Source organism: Planosporangium flavigriseum, from assembly GCF_011947225.1.
Lineage (GTDB): Bacteria > Actinomycetota > Actinomycetes > Mycobacteriales > Micromonosporaceae > Planosporangium > Planosporangium flavigriseum.
This window is the reverse complement of the sequence record NZ_JAATVW010000003.1, coordinates 270168-288057: the sequence shown is the minus strand read 5'-3', so window position 1 is coordinate 288057 and position 17890 is coordinate 270168. Positions and strand designations below refer to the sequence as shown.

General features: G+C 70.9%; 17 protein-coding genes. 15 read left to right on the top strand and 2 right to left on the bottom strand.

Annotation, left to right across the window (positions count from 1 at the left end; translation table 11 throughout):
- The first annotated feature begins 619 nt into the window (after positions 1 to 619).
- The 9 genes from rsmD to mutM all read left to right on the top strand — a co-directional run bounded on the left by rsmD (position 620) and on the right by mutM (position 7289).
- Positions 620 to 1180: a 16S rRNA (guanine(966)-N(2))-methyltransferase RsmD gene (gene rsmD / locus HC028_RS06445; RefSeq protein ID WP_168073944.1), complete on the top strand. Its 561-nt coding sequence runs from the start codon at positions 620 to 622 to the stop codon at positions 1178 to 1180.
- A complete protein-coding gene (coaD, locus tag HC028_RS06440; protein ID WP_168073942.1) occupies positions 1177 to 1662 on the top strand; it encodes a pantetheine-phosphate adenylyltransferase in 486 nt (161 codons plus the stop codon). Before rsmD ends, coaD begins: the two co-directional genes overlap by 4 nt.
- 313 nt (positions 1663 to 1975) lie before the next feature.
- Positions 1976 to 2470 carry a hypothetical protein gene (locus HC028_RS06435; RefSeq protein WP_168073940.1) on the top strand — a complete coding sequence of 165 codons (495 nt, stop codon included), beginning with the start codon at positions 1976 to 1978 and terminating at the stop codon, positions 2468 to 2470.
- 85 nt (positions 2471 to 2555) lie between these two features.
- Positions 2556 to 3125: a YceD family protein gene (locus HC028_RS06430; RefSeq protein WP_168073938.1), complete on the top strand. Its 570-nt coding sequence runs from the start codon at positions 2556 to 2558 to the stop codon at positions 3123 to 3125.
- A gap of 5 nt (positions 3126 to 3130) precedes the next feature.
- Positions 3131 to 3304 (top strand): 50S ribosomal protein L32, encoded by a 174-nt coding sequence (gene rpmF, locus HC028_RS06425; protein WP_168073936.1) that lies wholly within the window; start codon positions 3131 to 3133, stop codon positions 3302 to 3304.
- Between the two features lie 87 nt (positions 3305 to 3391).
- Entirely contained in the window at positions 3392 to 4369 is a 978-nt protein-coding gene (locus HC028_RS06420) for a phosphate acyltransferase (protein WP_203981204.1), read from the top strand.
- Positions 4366 to 5244 carry a ribonuclease III gene (gene rnc / locus HC028_RS06415; protein ID WP_168073934.1) on the top strand — a complete coding sequence of 293 codons (879 nt, stop codon included), beginning with the start codon at positions 4366 to 4368 and terminating at the stop codon, positions 5242 to 5244. The genes HC028_RS06420 and rnc overlap by 4 nt, the downstream gene beginning before the upstream one ends.
- A gap of 3 nt (positions 5245 to 5247) precedes the next feature.
- A complete protein-coding gene (locus tag HC028_RS27400) occupies positions 5248 to 6423 on the top strand; it encodes a mannosyltransferase family protein (protein WP_168073932.1) in 1176 nt (391 codons plus the stop codon).
- 11 nt (positions 6424 to 6434) lie between these two features.
- The gene (mutM, locus tag HC028_RS06405; protein ID WP_168073930.1) at positions 6435 to 7289 is read left to right on the top strand and encodes a bifunctional DNA-formamidopyrimidine glycosylase/DNA-(apurinic or apyrimidinic site) lyase; all 855 of its coding nucleotides are present in this window, start codon (positions 6435 to 6437) and stop codon (positions 7287 to 7289) included.
- A 6-nt stretch (positions 7290 to 7295) separates the two neighbouring features.
- On the opposite strand, the gene HC028_RS06400 is transcribed toward mutM, so the two are convergent.
- Complete coding sequence (locus HC028_RS06400) at positions 7296 to 8144, bottom strand: CAP domain-containing protein (protein WP_168073928.1); 849 nt, start codon at positions 8142 to 8144, stop codon at positions 7296 to 7298.
- Positions 8145 to 8516: 372 nt separating this feature from the next.
- On the opposite strand from HC028_RS06400, the gene HC028_RS06395 reads away from it, so the two are divergent.
- From HC028_RS06395 to HC028_RS06385, 3 genes are all read left to right on the top strand, one after another.
- Positions 8517 to 8705 (top strand): hypothetical protein, encoded by a 189-nt coding sequence (locus tag HC028_RS06395; RefSeq protein ID WP_168073926.1) that lies wholly within the window; start codon positions 8517 to 8519, stop codon positions 8703 to 8705.
- A gap of 270 nt (positions 8706 to 8975) precedes the next feature.
- A complete protein-coding gene (gene smc / locus HC028_RS06390; RefSeq protein WP_168073925.1) occupies positions 8976 to 12551 on the top strand; it encodes a chromosome segregation protein SMC in 3576 nt (1191 codons plus the stop codon).
- Positions 12548 to 13189: an HAD family hydrolase gene (locus HC028_RS06385; protein WP_239075369.1), complete on the top strand. Its 642-nt coding sequence runs from the start codon at positions 12548 to 12550 to the stop codon at positions 13187 to 13189. Before smc ends, HC028_RS06385 begins: the two co-directional genes overlap by 4 nt.
- Here HC028_RS06385 and HC028_RS06380 read toward each other — a convergent pair.
- Positions 13186 to 14835: an alkaline phosphatase D family protein gene (locus tag HC028_RS06380; protein ID WP_168073923.1), complete on the bottom strand. Its 1650-nt coding sequence runs from the start codon at positions 14833 to 14835 to the stop codon at positions 13186 to 13188. The two genes, HC028_RS06385 and HC028_RS06380, sit on opposite strands and share 4 nt — an antisense overlap.
- A gap of 125 nt (positions 14836 to 14960) precedes the next feature.
- Here HC028_RS06380 and ftsY point away from each other — a divergent pair, with 125 nt between their 5' ends.
- The 3 genes from ftsY to HC028_RS28390 all read left to right on the top strand — a co-directional run bounded on the left by ftsY (position 14961) and on the right by HC028_RS28390 (position 17862).
- Positions 14961 to 16229, top strand: a complete 1269-nt coding sequence (gene ftsY, locus HC028_RS06375) for a signal recognition particle-docking protein FtsY (RefSeq protein WP_168073921.1) — start codon at positions 14961 to 14963, stop codon at positions 16227 to 16229.
- Between the two features lie 58 nt (positions 16230 to 16287).
- A complete protein-coding gene (locus tag HC028_RS06370) occupies positions 16288 to 17106 on the top strand; it encodes a phosphotransferase (protein ID WP_168073919.1) in 819 nt (272 codons plus the stop codon).
- Positions 17107 to 17181: 75 nt separating this feature from the next.
- Positions 17182 to 17862 carry a DUF4190 domain-containing protein gene (locus HC028_RS28390; protein WP_168073917.1) on the top strand — a complete coding sequence of 227 codons (681 nt, stop codon included), beginning with the start codon at positions 17182 to 17184 and terminating at the stop codon, positions 17860 to 17862.
- Positions 17863 to 17890 lie beyond the last annotated feature (28 nt).

Sequence of the window (17890 nt, the reverse complement as noted above, 5' to 3'; positions counted from 1 at the left end):
TTTTGGCGCACGGCGTCAATGCGGTGACCTTGGTGGTGCCGGAGCGAAGCATAAGGCGCGATCCAACGTTAAGAGAAGCCTAAGGACTGCAACAATTTTGCGTGACTCTCCAATCACTCATTGACATAATTCGTGGTCACCGACGAGGAGTAGTTAAACGGCTCCGCTCGATATTGTGGCGGCTCTTGGTGTGCCAATCCGGCCGTCGGCAGAATGTCGCTTATATCCGTTGTTGCTGGCCGATTCCGAGGTTTCGGCCAGAGTGTGGTTGCACATGACGGCAAAAAGTCCACTATGGATAAACGGGTGGCGCAGGATGCCGCCGGCCGCAGCCGTCGGGTCTCGATCTGGTGCTCATCCACTGTGGATTGGCCGTGCTGGACGCGGCCGGCCCCGATCGGTCGCCCGGCTCCATCCCGGTCGGTCGCCCGGCGCCTGATCGAGGTCTGGTGGTGACCTTGATTGGCGGGGTGACGTCAGTGGGCCAGCCGGAAATCCCTGGAGGTACCGTCACCGGCATGCGCAATCCGTATTGCCGCGCAACGTCGACCCCGGCGGTCGTGCGCCGGTCTCAGCAGGGCCGGCCACAGCTGGGCTGGCCAGGGATCTGGCGGACCCGGTGAGTCGGATCGTCGCGGGCATCCTCGGCGGCCGACGCCTGACCATGCCGCCGGGGCGTGGTACCCGCCCGACCTCCGACCGCGTACGGGAGGCGCTCTTCAGCGCCCTGGACACGATGGTCGACCTGTCCGGGGCCCGGGTCGCCGATCTGTACGCCGGGTCGGGCGCCGTCGGCCTGGAGGCGGCCTCGCGCGGGGCCGCGCACGTACTCCTGGTCGAGGCGGATCCCCGGGCCGCGCGTACGGCGCGCGAGAATGTCGCGACGCTCGGCATGCGGGACGTCGCCCGGGTGGCGGCGGCGAAGGTGGAGCAGATGCTGACCAATCCGCCGGATGAGCCGTTCGATGTCATCTTCGCCGATCCGCCGTACTCGCTCCCGGACGACGCGATCGATGCGATGCTGACCAAACTTGTGCAAAATGGCTGGCTGGCGGAGGAGGCGGTGGTCGTGGTGGAGCGGTCGACCCGGGACGCGCCGGTGCAATGGGTGGAGGGCATCACTGGCGAGCGAAGTCGGCGCTACGGCGAAACAACTCTTTGGTACGGTCGCCGATCATGAGACGTGTGGTCTGTCCGGGCTCCTTCGACCCGGTCACCAACGGTCACCTCGACATCATCAGTCGCGTCGCGCGACTGTATGAAGAGGTCGTCGTCGCCGTGCTGGTCAACCAGTCGAAGACCGGCCTGTTCAGCATCGAAGAGCGATTGGAGATGCTGCGCGAGGTAACCAAGCAGTACCCGAATGTCCGAGTGGAGGCATTTCAGGGTTTGTTGGTGGATTTCTGCAAGGCCAACGACATCGACGCGGTGATAAAGGGCATCCGTGCCGCCAGCGATTTCGACTACGAATTGCAGATGGCCCAGATGAATGTGGGCCTGGCCGGGGTGGAGACGTTGTTCATGGCGACCAACCCCTTGTACTCCTTCGTGTCCTCGAGTCTCATCAAGGACGTGGCGAAGTGGGGCGGGGACGTGACACAGCACGTGCCCGAACTCGTCGCCGCCCGACTGCATGAGCGGTTGGCGCAGAAGTCGGCGTAGCGTGGCTCGGCGCTCGAGCGTCGGCGCGCCGGCGCTCGGTTGGCACGGGCGGGCCGAGGGTAAGTGCCGTGCGGGGGTATTTCCTGCGAATCGTGGCGGTGAAGGCGCAGGGGAGGCAAACTCGGCGGCAAGCTGGCCGATCTTGGTGATGTACGCCACCAAGGCGGCTTATCGGGTGAGGCGATCTGACCGGTCGGCCAGGTCGCATGATCCGGACGGCGGCACGCCTACTGCGTGTCGCTGGCGCGAGAACGGCATCATGGTGTGCGACCGCATCGCCCTCCGCGGTCGATCGCTGACAGGAGTGACCTAGGTGGATCCGCTCGATCGCATCGACGAGATCATTGCGCTGGTTGAAGGCGCCCGTTCGGTGCCCATGTCGCGTAACTGCATGGTCGATCGAGGCGAGATGATCGGCTCGCTCGAACAGTTGCGCGTGGAGTTGCCGGCGGATTTGCGCCGCGCTGGCGCGCTGCTGGAAGAGCGTGACAAGATCATTGAGGCCGGCCAGCGCGAGGCGGAGCGAATCATCGCCGAGGGGGAGGCCGAGCACGCGCGGCTGGTCTCGATCAACGAGATCGTGGTCTCGGCCGAGCACGAGGCGGCCCGGATCATCGGCGAAGCGCGCGCCGAGGCACAGCGGCTACGCGAGGAGGTGGACGACTATGTCGACACCGCCCTGGCCAACTTCGAGCAACTGCTCACCCGCTCGCTGTCCGCGATCGAGCGGGGCCGGGACAAGATGCACGCGCTGCGAGAAATCGGATCTTTCCAGGTCGAGGAGGACGAGCGGCCGCTGCCGTTCTAAAGTCGCAGCGTAAGCACCCGATTCGACGCTCACCCCGCCGTTCGGGTAACCTTGCCCGACGGCCTCTCCTTGGCCGGAGCCTACGATGCAGCATCAGACAGCGAACCAACTCAACCCACGGTCGCCGCTCGTCCTCGACACGAAGGACTTGCCACGACGCCCGGGGGCCATGCGGATGGTCGAGCGGACGGTGCCCGCGCCCGACGGCCTCGGCCTGGAGTTGATCGGGGTGCCGCCCCGCGCCGACCTCTCTCTCAGCCTGCGGCTGGAGTCCGTTTCCGAAGGCGTCCTCGTCTCGGGTACGGTCACCGGTCCGCTCGAGGGGGAGTGCGGGCGGTGTCTGCGCTCGATCAACGACACGTTGGACGTCGAGATCCAGGAGCTGTTCGCATACGAGAACAGCACCACGGACGAGACGGCTGACGAGGACGAGGTGGGCCGGATGCAGGGCGATCTGATCGACCTGGAGCCGACTCTGCGGGACGCGGTGGTGCTCACACTGCCGAACAACCCGCTATGCCGCGAGGACTGTCCAGGGTTGTGCCCCGAGTGTGGGGTGCACTGGGACGACCTGCCGGATGACCACAGTCACCAGCAGGTCGACCCGCGCTGGGCGGCCCTTACAGACATAACTACGCAAAAGACCGAGGAGTAGGACCCGTGGCCGTCCCCAAGCGGAAGATGTCGCGCAGCAACACCCGCTCGCGCCGGGCGCAGTGGAAGGCGACGCCGGTGGTGACCGTGGCGTGCCCGCAGTGCCGTTCCCCCAAGCTGCCGCACGCGGCCTGCACTGTGTGCGGGACGTACAACGGCCGCCAGGTCGTCGAGGTCTGACCAACGGCCATCGGGTTGACGCGATCCGAGAGGCAGCTGCACGTCCAGCCGGCTCCGGGTCGGGAAGGGGCTCCGACTCCGGAGCCCCTGCATCCCGCCCGCCCGACCGGTGTCGCGCGGATCGCCGTCGACCTCCTCGGCGGGGACCATGCTCCCGCCGTCGTGGTTGACGGCGCTCTGCGCGCCTGCAGCGCCGACCCGCAGCTTCACCTTCTTCTCGTCGGGCCACAGCCGGTCGCCGACGAGATCATTGCCATGCTTCCGGACGCCGACCGCAGTCGGGTCACCGTCTATGACGTCGCAGGCGTCGTGGGGATGGCCGATCCGCCGCTGCGGGCCGTGCGGACCGACACATCAGTACGGGCGGCCGCCGGTGCGCTCGCCGATGGCCGGGTCGACGCCGTCGTCTCCGCCGGTCACAGCGGCGCAGCCGTCACCGCCGCCGTCCACGCCCTGGGGCGCCTGCGTGGAATCCGCCGGCCGGCGCTGACCGCAACCCTGCCCGGGCTGTCCGGACCGGTCGTGCTGCTCGACGTCGGCGCCGCCACCGAAGCTCACGCCTCGGCGCTGGTCCAGCACGCGGTGCTCGGCACCGCGTACGCCCGTGCCCTGCACGGCATCGCCGCTCCGCGCGTCGGGCTGCTCTCCAACGGCACCGAACCGGACAAAGGTGACCGTGCCCGGCGAGCCGCCGCGGAGTCGCTCGGCACGGGGGCGCTACCGGGCGACGCGGCGTATGTCGGCCCCGTGGAGGGGTACGACGTGCCGCTGGGAGGTCCGGCCGACGTGATCGTGACGGACGGGTTCACCGGCAACGTCCTACTCAAAGGCATCGAAGGCACGTACGCCCTGGCGGGCGGACAGGAGCACCTGACCGTCCCGCGCGCCGCTGCGCTGCTGGGCGTACGGGGTACGGTCGTGATCTGTCACGGCAGGGCCACCGGGGCGGACGTCGCTTCCGGGATCGCGTTGGCCGCCCGGTTGCACCGCGCCGGCGTGGCTGCCCAGGTCGCGCAGGCCGTCGGCGAAGGCCCGGCCGCAAGCTTGCGTGAGGTGACGACATGAGCAGTGAGCGGACGGAGGGTCGCCCTCCCGTCGACCCGATGGAGACGGCGTTCGGTGTGGAGTTCGACGATGCGCTCCTGCGCCGGGCGCTGACCCACCGGTCGTACGCGTACGAGAACGGCGGCCTGCCCACCAATGAGCGCCTGGAGTTCCTCGGCGACTCCGTGCTGGGCGTGGTGATCACGACCGCGTTGTTCCACAACCACCCTGACCTACCTGAGGGTCAGCTGGCCAAGCTGCGGGCGAGCGTGGTCAACATGCGTGCGCTGGCAGACGTGGCGCGCGGCCTCGGGCCCGCCGGACTCGGCCCGTACCTGCTGCTGGGCAAGGGCGAGGAGACGACCGGCGGCCGGAACAAGGCCAGTATCCTGGCCGACACCCTCGAGGCGCTGCTCGGGGCGATCTATCTGCAGCACGGGCTGGAGACCGCGACCGAGGTCATCCATCGGCTGTTCGATCCGCTGATGGCCGACGCCGCCGGCCGGGGCGCCGCGCTCGACTGGAAGACCAGCCTGCAGGAGCTGACCGCCGGGCTCGGCCTGGGCGTGCCCGAGTACCGCATCGACGAGTCCGGGCCCGACCACGCCAAGACGTTCACCGCGTGGGCCGTGGTGGCGGGCGAGCGCTACGGCGGCTCCGAAGGCCACAGCAAGAAGGAGGCCGAGCAGCGGGCCGCCGAGGCGGCGTGGCGTGAGCTGTCGGCCCGCGCGGAGCGGGACACCGCGACGGCGGTCGCGCAGGACGCCGCGGCACCGGGCAGGGCAGCCGAAGCCGGGCGCGCAGCGAGCAAGGAAGCCGCGGTCAAGGAAGCCGTGGTCAAGGAAACCGCCAAGCGCGCTGCGACGCCACCGGCGGATCCGAACCCGGTCTCCTGACCCATGGCGATCGACCAGACGCCGGCCGCCAGTGCGACGAGGACCGACGCTGGGCTCACCGCCGCTCGGCTGCGGTCGCTGCGGTGGCTCGCGATCCCGCTGGGGATCTTCGCCGGAACCCGGATCCTGCAGCTCACGCTGGTCGCGTGGATGCTGCCGCCGGGCGAGACGGGAGTCATGCGCCGACTGCTGTCGTGGGACGCGGGATGGTTCATCCGGGTCGCCCGGGACGGTTACCCGCGCGGCCCCATCTCCACGTTCGGTGACGACAGCGCCGGCGGCCTGGCGTTCTTCCCCGGCTATCCGTTGCTGGTCCGGGGGCTGCACGCGGTCACCCCGCTGGACTTCGGCACGGCCGCCCTGGTCGTCGCCTGGATCGCGGCAGCAGCCGCTGCCGTAGGCCTGTTCGCGCTGGCCCGCAGCCTGTACGACACTCGGGTGGCGACGGTCCTCACGCTGCTGTTCTTCGCGCAGCCGATGTCGGTTGTGCTGTCGATGGGGTACTCCGAGGGCCTGTTCGTCGCGTTCGTGACCGGCGCGCTGTACGCCGCGCATCGCCGGGTCTGGCTGGGCGCCGGTCTGCTCGGGCTGGCCGCGGCGCTGACCCGGCCGACCGGCGCGGGGCTCGCCGTGGCGCTCGCGGTCGCGGCGCTCATCGCGGTACGCGAGAAGCGGGCCGACCGCTGGCGCGCCGTCGCGGCGGCCGTGCCGGCGCTGCTCGGTGTGCCCGCCTACCTGTGGTGGGTCGGCCAGCGTGCGGGCACGTGGCACGCCTGGTTCGACGTGCAGACGTCGGGCTGGGGCACGACGTTCGACTTCGGACTGGGCGCGTCGAGGTTCGTCCTGGACTCGCTGCGGACGGGACAGGACTGGGTCCAGGTCAGCGTCGCGCTGCTGCTCATCGCCGCAGTGGTCGCCGCGGTCGTCGCGGTCGCCCGCCGGATCTGGCCGCCGCTGCTGGTGTACGGGCTGATCGCGCTTGCCCTCGCGGTGGGGCAGAGCGGCTTCTACCACTCCAAGCCTCGGCTGCTCGTACCCGCGCTGGTCATCCTCGTGCCCGCGGCGCTGGCCTTGGCCCGGGCCCGTACCCGCACGGCGGCGTTCGTCCTGGCCGGCTACGGGCTGTTCGGGCTGTGGTACGGCGCCTACCTGATCACTGTGTGGCGATTCGCCATCTAGGAGGGGCAGCAGTGCCAGAACTACCGGAGGTCGAGACCGTACGCCAGGGTCTGGAGCGCCACGTCACCGATCGGCGGATCAAGAGCGTGGAGGTGCTGCACCCCCGCGCGGTGCGCCGCCACGTGGCCGGCCCGGCCGACTTCGCCGCGGCGCTCGCCGACCGTACGGTCACCGGGGTCCGCCGCCGTGGCAAGTACCTCTGGCTGCCGCTCGACGACGACGCGGCGATCCTCGGCCACCTCGGCATGTCGGGCCAGATGCTCCTGCAGCCGGTCGGTACGCCGGACGAGATCCACCTTCGGGTCCGGTTCCGCTTCGACGACGACGGACCGGAGTTGCGCTTCGTCGATCAGCGTACGTTCGGCGGGCTTTCGCTCTCGCCGGGCGGCGCGGAGCTGCCTGGCGAGATCTCGCACATCGCGCTCGACCCCGTCGACCCGTCCTTTGTAGATGATCAGTTCGTCGATGCGTTGCGGCGTAAGCGTACGGGCGTGAAGCGGGCGCTGCTGGACCAGACGCTCATCTCCGGCGTGGGGAACATCTACGCGGACGAGTCGCTGTGGCGGGCCCGCCTGCACTGGGCGCGCCCGACCGACGCGCTCACCAGGCCGCAGGCGCGCACCCTGCTCGGGCACGTACGCGACGTCCTCAACGAGGCGATCGGCCAGGGCGGTACGAGCTTCGACTCGCTGTACGTCAACGTCAACGGCGAGAGCGGATACTTCGACCGGTCGCTCGCCGTCTATGGCCGGGGCGGCGAGCCGTGCCCGCGCTGCGGCGCCCCGGTGCGGCGCGACCCGTTCATGAACCGCTCGTCGTACTCGTGCCCGCGCTGCCAGCCGATGCCACGGCAACCGCGCCTGTAGGTACGGTCACCGCCCGAAGTCCTGGGTCCAGTACGGCCTGCCGTCGGCGCCGACGGCGACGCCCACGCCGATCGCCCGGGCGTCGCAGTCCAGGATGTTCTGCCGCTGTTCCCGGCTGCCCAGCCAGCCCTGTACGACCTCGCGCGCCGAGCGGAACCCGCGCGCCAGGTTCTCCGACAGTGGCGTGTCGTAGCCCGCGGCCGTCATCCGGTCCTCGGCGGAGCTGCCGTCGCTGCCGGTGTGGCTGAGGAAACTGCCCGCCGCCATGTCGGTGCTGTGCCGGCGAGCCGCCTGGCGCAGCCGGCTGTCATGTTGGACGGGATCGCATCTGACCTGGCGCCGCACCGCGTTGACGAAGGCGACGACGGCGTCCTCCACCGCGGCGTTGCCCGTCGCGGCCTCGCTGGGTACCGGCTGCGGCGACGCGGTGGGCTCGGGCGAGTCGGTGGGGACCGGGACCTCGGGCGCGGGCTGCGGCGCGAGCGTGGCGGCCGGCGGCTGTTCGAGTAGGCCGGGCAGGTTGGGCGCGGTGGACGGCGCTGGTTTGTCGGAGAACACCGGGGACAGCAGCACGACCACGAGGCCAAGGGAGATCACGATCGCGCAGAACGTGCCGGCCAGTGCCAGCGGGTGCCTCCGGCGTGCGGGGGGAGGTCCGTCGTCGAGATCTTCGTCATAGGTCTCGGCGTCCCGGGAGGGACGGTGCGGATAGGTGTCGTTCTGATAGGGGCGGTTCAGATAGGGCGCCGGATGGTTCAGATCGGGGTCCGGGTCGAGGGGGGCGGTGTGGGCCCACGGGTCCGTCGGGCGGATGGGGGCCGTGTCGTCTGGCGTGCGGCCGCGCTGTCCGAACACGCGTCGCCTCCAAACCTGAGGGGATCCGACGCGGCCGACCGTACGCGCGCGGATGGGGCAGTGACAACGGTGTATGGATACGAAACACGTGTCGTGGTGATGGGTGTGCGGAGCGTTCGCCAAGCAATCGAGGAATAGGAATGCGTGAGTGCACCGTTTCGGGTATGATGACGCGCGCAGCCCAATGGCTCGGTAGCGCGCGTTTCTGCTGGCCGAGGCGGCGCTTGACTACAGCGCCTTGGCGGCGGACTATAGGGATGTCACCAGTCGCGCCCATTCCTGCCTTTGTGCAGTGGCCGCGAGACTAAACTGGGCGCGCGCTTTTGGCCGGCCGATGGCTGCGCATTATGCTGCGCATCACAAGGAGACGATATGGCGAAGGCCCTCTTCGGCCACGTCGGCAGCGCGCCTGATCGGCGCCTGCTCGACGAGGTCACCCAACTGCGTGCCAAGGTACGAGCACTTGAGTTCGAGGTAGCGAGGCTGCGAGCGGAAAACGACCGGCTCGCCGCCGCATCTGAGGCCGATCTGCTGCGCCTGCCGGAACCGGCGCTGGCCTGAACTTCGTAACGGACGAGCCCGCCGGCGTCAGACCGGCGGGGCCCGTGCCGAAGCCCGAACGGGCACCCTGACACACAAGCGCGCCGACACGCCCCCCGAGGTGATCGGCGCGCAACCATGTTCGGGTACGGTTTCGGCCGCGAATGGTCATCACGGCACATAACGTGTGTATGACTCGAAAGCCTTCGGACCTGTGCCGCTACCAGAGCGGGCAGCGCAGGCACGGTACCCTCGCGGGATAACCGCCCGTCCGCCATTGACCGGAGATCCGTGCACCTCAAGACCCTGACGGTGAAGGGGTTCAAGTCCTTCGCCTCCCCGACGACAATGCGGCTCGAGCCGGGGATCACCTGCGTGGTCGGCCCCAACGGCTCGGGTAAGTCCAATGTTGTCGACGCCATCGCCTGGGTCCTCGGTGAGCAGGGCGCGAAGGCCCTCCGCGGCGGCAAGATGGAAGATGTGATCTTCGCCGGCACGTCCGGCCGGGCGCCGTTGGGTCGCGCCGAGGTCACGCTCACGATCGACAACTCCGATGGGGCGCTGCCCATCGACTACACCGAGGTGTCGATCACACGCCGGATGTTCCGCTCCGGCGAGAGCGAGTACGAGATCAACGGCAACCACTGCCGATTGCTCGACATCCAGGAACTGCTGTCCGACTCCGGCATCGGCCGCGAAATGCACATCATCGTGGGCCAGGGCCGGCTCGACGGCATGCTGCACGCCAAGCCCGAGGATCGGCGGGCCTTCATCGAAGAGGCGGCCGGTGTCCTGAAGCACCGCAAGCGCAAGGAAAAGGCGCTGCGCAAGCTCGACGCGATGCAGACCAACCTCAACCGGCTGTCCGACCTCACCGCAGAGCTGCGCCGCCAGCTCAAGCCGCTGGGCAAGCAGGCGGAAGTGGCCCGGCGTGCCGCCGCCATCCAGTCCGACCTCCGCGACGCCCGGCTGCGGCTGCTCGCCGACGACCTCGCGACGCTGCGCGAGACCCTCGACAAGGAGATCGCCGACGAGACGGCGCTGCGCGAGCGGCGCGAGCAGATCGAGCGGGAGGCGGCCGAGGTAGGGCGGCGGCTGGCCGCGCTGGAAGCGGCCCACGCCGCCGACGCGCCGGTGCTCGCCAGGGCGCAGGAGACCTGGTATCGGCTGTCCGCCTTCCAGGAGCGGTTCCGCTCCACCCACCAGCTGGCCAGTGAGCGGCTGCGCAACCTGTCGGCGAGCGCCGAGGACGAGCGGCCGGGCCGGGACCCGATGCAGCTCGAGGCCGAATCGGAGCGGGTCCGCGAACAGGAGGCGATGCTGCAGGCCGAGCTGGAGAGCACGCGGGACCGGCTCGCCGAGGCGGTCGAGAACCGCCAGCAGCTCGAACGCCGCCTGGCGGAGGCGGAGAAGGCGCTCGTCGCCGCGCACAAGGCGATCGCCGACCGGCGCGAGGGCCTGGCGAAGCTGGCTGGCCAGGTCGAATCGGCCCGTAGCCGCGCGACGGCGACCAGCGACGAAATCTCCCGGCTCGCCTCGGGCCTCGCCGAGGCGCAGGCCCGGGCGGAGGCCGCCCAGGAGGCGTACGACGCGCAGGCCGTCGGCGCCACCGAAGCCGACCGCGACGACGCCGAGCTCGAGCTTCGCCACAGCGAAGCGGTCCGGATCCACGACGCGGCGGCGGCCACCGTCAAGCAGCTCAGCGACGCCGAACGGACCGCCGAGCGCGAGGTCACCCAGTGGAAGGCCCGCGAGGAAGCGCTGGCGATGGGCCTGCGCCGCAAGGACGGTGCCGGGGCGCTGCTGGCCCGCGCCGATCGGGTGCCCGGCTTACTCGGCAGCGTCGCCGCGGTCCTGTCGGTGGAGGCCGGACACGAGGCGGCGCTGGCCGCCGCGCTCGGCGCGCTCGCGGACGCCGTCGTCGTCTCCAGCGTCGACGGCGCGGTCGTCGCCGTCGACCTGCTCAAGACCGAGGATGCCGGTCGGGCCGCGCTGCTGGTCGCCTCGGCCGACACCGACCAGGACGGGCTACGCGCCGAGCGGCCGCCGCTGCCGACCGGCGCGCACTTCGCGCTTGACCTCGTTGAGGCCCCCGACCAGCTCCGCCCGGCGCTGATGCGGGCGCTCAACAACGTAGTCTTCGCCCCGGACATGGAGACCGCGCAGCGGATCGTCGGGTACGCTCCGGCGCTGCGCGCGGTCACCCCGGACGGCGACGTGGTCGGTGCGTACGCGGCGGCCGGTGGCTCGGCCAAGGCGCCCAGCTTCATCGAGGTGCAGGCGGCCGTCGAGGAGGCCCGGCAGAAGAAGGTCGACGCCGAGTCGCGGGTGGCGCAGCTGCGCGGTGAGCTGGAGTCCGCCCGCGAGGTGGTTGCCGAGGCCAAGGAGCGCGTCGCGGCCGCCGCCGCGGCGAAGAAGCAGGCCGAGGGGGAGCGCAACGTCGCCGCCCGCAAGCTCGCGGAGCTGGGCGCGGCCGCGAAGTCAGCTCGCGCCGAGGCGGACCGGCTGGCCACCGGCAAGGCCCAGGCCGAGGCCGCCCGTGAAGAGGCCCTCATGAAGCTCGAAGAGCTGGAGGAGCGGCTGCGGCTGGCCGAGGACATGCCCCTCGACGAAGACCCGTCCACGGTGGAGCGCGACGAGGTCGCGGGCCTTGTCCCGCAGGCGCGCCAGCGGGAGATGGACGTACGTCTCGCCGTGCGTACCGCCGAGGAGCGGGTCGGCGCGATCACCGGTCGGGCCGATGCCCTCGCCCGCCAGGCCGCCGCCGAACGCGCGACCCGGGAAAAGGCGGCGGCCCGGAAAGCGGCCCGGGCACGTGGCGCCGCCATCGCCCGCGCCGTCGTCGTCGGCGCCGAGCAGGCCCTCACGGCCATCGCCCGGTCGCTCGGGGAGGCGGCCGAACACCGCGACACCGTCGCCGAGACCAGGGCCGCGCGCGAGGAAGAGCTGATCGGGGTACGCGAGCAGGCGGGCGAGCTGCGCGCCGAGCTGGAGCGGTTGACCAGTGCGGTGCACCGCGACGAGGTCGCCCGCGCCGAACAGCGGCTGCGCATCGAACAGCTGGAGGCCAGAGCGGCCGAGGAGTTCGGGCTCGATCCGGACACGCTGATCGGCGAGTACGGGCCGGACGTGCTCGTACCGCCGACCCAGGCCGAACTGGCCGCCGCCGCTGCCGACGGCAAGCCGGAGCCGCAGCCGGTGCCCTACGACCGGGCGGTGCAGGAGAAGCGGGCCGCCAAGGGCGAGCGTGACCTGACCCTGCTCGGCAAGGTCAACCCACTGGCGCTGGAGGAGTTCGCGGCGCTCGAAGAGCGGTACAAGTTCCTCTCCGAGCAGCTCGAAGACCTGAAGAAGACTCGGCGGGACCTGCTCACCGTCGTCAAGGACGTCGACGACCGGATCCTGGAGGTCTTCACGGAGGCCTACCACGACACGGCCCGCGAGTTCCAGCAGGTCTTCAACGTGCTCTTCCCCGGCGGCGAGGGCCGGCTGGTCCTCACCGACCCGGACGACATGCTCACCACCGGCGTCGAGGTGGAGGCCCGGCCACCGGGCAAGAAGATCAAGCGGTTGTCGCTGCTGTCGGGTGGTGAGCGGTCCCTGACCGCCGTGGCGATGCTCTGCGCGATCTTCCGGGCCCGCCCCAGCCCGTTCTACATCATGGACGAGGTCGAGGCGGCGCTCGACGACGTCAACCTCGGGCGGTTGATCACGCTGTTCGAGCAGCTCCGGGAGAAGAGCCAGCTGATCATCATCACGCACCAGAAGCGCACCATGGAGGTCGCCGACGCCCTGTACGGCGTGACCATGCGCGCCGGTGTGACCGAGGTGATCAGCCAGCGGCTGAAACAGGACGAGGCGGCATGACGACCCAGGCGATGCGAGCACCCAAACAGCCGGCCAGCGCGCTGCTGATCGACTTCGAAGGGGTGGTCTACCGGCGCGACGTCTCGGCGAGCGCGCCGATAGAGGAGCGCCACGGCTTGGAGCTCGGCACGGTCAACGGGATCGGGGCGCAGTGGGGCCGGCTGCGGCAGGCCCTCGCCGGGGAGGTCTCCCGGGCCGAGTGGCTCGACGGCATCGCCCACGCCCTCGCCGACCGGGTCGGCGGCCTCGAGCCGGCCCGTGCCCTGGTCGCCGAAGCGCAGCAGCACCACGGCGCGGTCGACCCGGAGGTGCTCGCGTTCGTCGACGAGGTGCGCGCCGCCGGCCGGCGGGTCGGCCTCGCCGCCAACGCCATGGACGACTTCGCCGAGGTGCTCGCCCGGTACGACCTGGCCGACCACTTCGACGTGATCGTGAACTCCGCGGAGATCGGCATCCACAAGCCCGCTCCGGAGTTCTTCAAGCGGGCGTCGATGGCCATCGAGACCCCGCCCAACCGGTGCCTGTTCGTCGACGACGACGATCGGGACGTCCGCGCCGCCCGGGCGGTCGGGATGTCGGCTTACCGGTACAACGGGCCGCAGGACTTCCCGTACCTGCGGGCGGCCCTGGGCCTCTAAGACCGGCGGTGTAGCCGTACCGCGCCGCGCCGGTTCAGCCGCGCCCGTGCGTCCGTCCCCTCGATCAGCGCGTACGCCTCCCGTCCCCGGTGAATGAGCGTGCTGATCGCGTTACCGAAGAACGGCCCGGACGTGAGCTCCCAGCGCACGCTCGGGGCGGGCGTGCCGGCGAGCTTCGCCAGACCCCGGGCGAAACGGCCCGCGCCGCGGGTCCAGCCAAGCCGGGCCGCCATCTTGATCGCGGCAGGTAGCCCGTTGTGTACGGGTGAACAGGTCAACTGGTAGACCTCGCTGTGCACGTCGCCGCCGAGGTGGGCGCGGGCCGCGTACGAGTGGTGGACGTCGCCGGAGAGCACGCTGATCGTGGCCGGCGCGCACGCTCCGGCGCCGAGCTGTCCCAGCAGCACCCCGAGGGCGTCGAACGAGCGCCCGAACGCAGCCCAGTGCTCCAGGTCCAGGGCGCGCCGGAGCTTCTCGGACGGTCCGGCGACCCACCGCCGCGGCGAGTCGCACAGCCACTCGTTCATCGCCTCGACGTGGTGTACCGCGGGCGCCAGCAACCACGGCAGCGACGAGCCGATGACGAGGTGGTCAAAATCGCCTCCGCTGATGGTGTTGACCAGCCAGTCCCACTGGTGGTCGGGCAGCATGGACCGCTTCCCCGGCTCGAGATCCCGCCCGGCCCGGTTGTCGAGCATCACGATGCGGGTACGCCCGATGTCGAGCGCATAGCTCCACCGGTACTCGCCCCGTTCGCTGTCGGCGCGCGCACCGAATTCGGCGAGGACGGCCGTCGCGTCCTCGGCCGCGCGGACCGCGCTGTACACGGGGTCTGTGCCGAGTTCGTCGGGCGGCAGATTGCCCAGGTGCTGGTAGACCCAGTACGACGAGAGGCCGGCCGCGATCCGCTCGGCCCACCACGACTGCGCGCTCTGGTCACGACGCCACGACTCGGACGTGTTCCAGTCGTCGATGATCTCGTGGTCGTCGAAGATCATCATGCTCGGCACGGTCGACAGCAGCCAGCGCACGTCCGAGTCGGTCCACGACTCCAGATAGAGCCGGGTGTACTCGTCGAAGCTGACGACCTGGGTCGACGGTGCGTCGGGGCGGCGACGATCACGACGACGACTCAGCCAGCGCCGGACCGCCGGCGAGGTCTCGTCGGCGTACACCTGGTCACCCAGGAGCACCAGCGCGTCCGGCCAGTCGGCGGCCTGGCCGCCGGCCCGGATTTGTTTCGCGAGCCGGACCGCGTACGCGTCCAGGGCGTCCGGCGGGTGTTTGTCGGTGACGTGCGGGTTGGCCTGCCGGCACGAGCCGTAGACGAGCCGGACCGGATCGCGGTCGCCACGGGTGTGGATCGCCGGCGCGGGATAGGCGTACTCCGGCGGCGGCCACACCTGCTCGCCGTCGAGCAGGACCCGGTACTCGTCGACGCCGGCCGGCCGCAGCCCCTCGACCACGACGAGCGCGTAGTGCCGCCCGTATGCGGTGAAGGTCCGTCCGGCGCCGCCCGCGCCGGCTGCGGTGCGGACCTCGACGGTGGCCGGTTGGGCGGTCTGCACCCAGACCGTCGCGCGAGAGCCGGTGACCCGCCGCAGGATTGGCCCCAGGACAAGGCCGGTGTCGGCGGGTTCGGGCATGTGGGGCCTCCAAGGGTGAGATGGCGCATCGATGATGCCTGGCCACGCCATGATCGACAAATGTCTCCGGCGGTCACCGGCCGACCCGGCGGGCCGCGGCGGCGCGCATCTGCCAGGATTTCCGAATGGAGTACGTTGCCATAGGCCTGGTCCTGCTCGTCCTGCTGCTGGCGGGCGCAGCCGTCTTGCTCGCGCCTCGCTTCCGCAGGCCACCCGCGCCGCCGCAGCCGCCGGAGGCTCCGCAGCGTCCGGCGGCGGTGACACCGACCGTCGAGGCGCCGCCGGAGCGGCGGGGGCCGCCGGTGGAGACCGCGCCGCCCGTCGAGCGGCCGGCGCCGCCGGTCGAAGCTGCTCCGCCGATCGAGGCCGCTCCGCCCGTCCCGCCGGTCGAGGCCGCTCCGCCCGCCCCGCCGGTACCGCCGGTGGAGGTGCCGGTCGAGGTCGTGCCCCCGATCGAGACGCCCGCGCCGACCGCCGGCCGGCTGGTCCGCCTGCGCGGGCGCCTGTCCCGTTCGCAGAACGTCTTCGGTAAGAGCCTGCTCGCCCTGCTGTCGCGCGATCGGCTCGACGACGACACCTGGGAGGAGGTCGAGGAGACGCTCATCGGCGCTGACGTGGGCGTCGCCGCGACCACCGAGATCGTCGGGCGGCTGCGCGAGCGGGCCCGGGTGCTCGGTACGTCGTCAGCGAGCGAACTGCGCAAGCTGCTGGCCGACGAGCTGACGACGGCGCTCAGCCCGGACATGGATCGCTCGCTGAAGGCCTCCCCGCACGACGGCCGGCCAGCCGTCGTGCTCGTCGTCGGCGTCAACGGCGCCGGTAAGACCACCACCTGCGGAAAGATTGCGCGGGTACTGGTCGCGGATGGTCACTCGGTGCTGCTCGGCGCGGCCGACACGTTCCGTGCGGCGGCGGCGGATCAGCTCGCCACGTGGGCCGGTCGGGTCGGTGCCGAGGTCGTACGCGGTCCCGAGGGCGGCGACCCGGCCGCCGTCGCGTTCGATTCGGTCCGGCGGGGCATCGAGACCAACGTCGACACCGTCGTGATCGACACGGCCGGTCGGCTGCAGAACAAGGTCGGGCTGATGGACGAGCTGGGCAAGGTGAAGCGGGTCGTCGAGAAGCACGGGCCGGTCGACGAGACGCTGCTGATCCTCGACGCCACGACCGGGCAGAACGGCCTTGAGCAGGCGCGCGTGTTCACCGAGGTGGTGGACGTGACCGGGGTGGCGCTGACCAAGCTGGACGGCACCGCCAAGGGCGGCATCGTGATCGCGGTACAGAAGAAGCTCGGCATCCCGGTCAAGCTGGTCGGCCTGGGCGAGGGCGCCGACGACCTGGCCCCGTTCGAGCCGGCGCAGTTTGTCGACGCGTTGCTGGGGGGAGAGGCGTAGCTGCGCTCGGCGCGCTTCGGCGTGGACGAGTGCGCTGTTTTGTCCCAGAATGACCGCTATGCGGAGAACATCCGAGGAGTCGGCGGCAGTGCCACAACAGGAGATCCCGCTCCTGGGCGGGACCACCTCGACAGTCGTACGGGTCGGCGCGACGGTCCGCCGCAACGCCGGGCCGTGGACGCCGTCCGTGCACGCCCTGCTGCGCCACCTGGAGCATGTCGGCTTCACCGGCTCGCCGCAGGCCCTCGGCATCGACGAGCGGGGCCGCGAGGTGCTCTCCTACCTCGACGGAGAGTGTGGAGAGTACCCGCTGGCCCCGCACTGGGTCACCGATCAGGCGCTGGTGACCGTCGCGACGATGCTGCGGATGTTCCACGACGCGCAGTACGGGTTCCGCCCGGCCCCCGGCGCCGTCTGGCGCTCGTTCGGGCCACCGCCGCCCGACACCGAGGTGATTTGCCACCACGACGCCGCCCCGCACAACGTCATCTGGCGCCCGGACGGCACGCTCGCCCTGATCGATTTCGACCTCGCCTCGCCCGGCTCCCGCATCTACGACGTGGCGTACGCGGCGTGGACCTGGGTGCCGCTCTTCTCCGACCGCGACTCGTACACCCTTGGCTGGAAGCAGCCGAACCGACCGCGGCGGCTGCGGCTGTTCGCCGACGCGTACGGCCTGACCCCGCGGGACCGCCAGCGGCTGGTCCGGACGGTCCGCAAGCGGATCGTCGACCACGTCGAGGGCATCCGGCGGATGGCCGCCGCCGGCGAGCCCGCGTTCGTCCGCATCGTGCACAAGGGCCACCTTCGCCGGCCCATGCGTGACCTGCGGCTCATCGATCAGGAGTGGCAGCTGCTGGAGCACGCGCTGCGCTGACTATCCCCCGTCCCGGTACGGCTGCGGTAGGGTGCCCGCGGTCGGAAGTCCACCGGAGAGGGAGGTCGAAGGTTCGTGAGCCGCCCCTCCTTCGGCGAACTCGGTGGGCGGGACCCGTACGAGATCCTCGAACTGCCGTCCGGGGCGTCCGACGCGGACATCCGCGCCGCCCGTAAACGGCTGCTGCGCAAGTACCACCCCGATCTGCCCAGCGGTGATCTGCGCCGGACCCAGTTGATCACCGCGGCGGCGGACCTCCTGCTCGACCCGCTGCGCCGGATCGGCTACTACGACCTGCGCGACGAGGAGTCCCGGCGGACGATGTTCGCCGGGTTCCCTGGTGAGGAGCGCCAGCCGACCTCGCCCAATCCGGCGGACGGTGCCGGTGCTGGCCCCGCGCAGCCGATCCGCCCGACCTTCGTCACCCCGCGTGGTGCGGCCGGCTCTGGTGGGTCCAGCTCTGGCGCGCCTGGTTCTGGTGGGCCCGGCGAGGATCAGTCGCCGGTCGCTGCCGACGGCGGGTACGCCGGGGCCGCGGACGGACCCGCCCCCGCTGCACGCTGGAACGCCCTGGCCGTCGCCTCGGTGGTGGCGATCCTGACGTGGACGCCGATTCCGCTCGTCCTCGGCCTGCTCGCCCTGGGACAGATCCGCCGGCGCGGCCAGCGCGGCAAGCGGCTCGCCCTCGCGGGGGTGGCCGTCGGGGCGATCTTCGTCGTCATCGACGCGTACATCTTCGCCCTGCCGCACTTCTAGCGCTCTCGATCCGCGCAGTTTTGGGGAA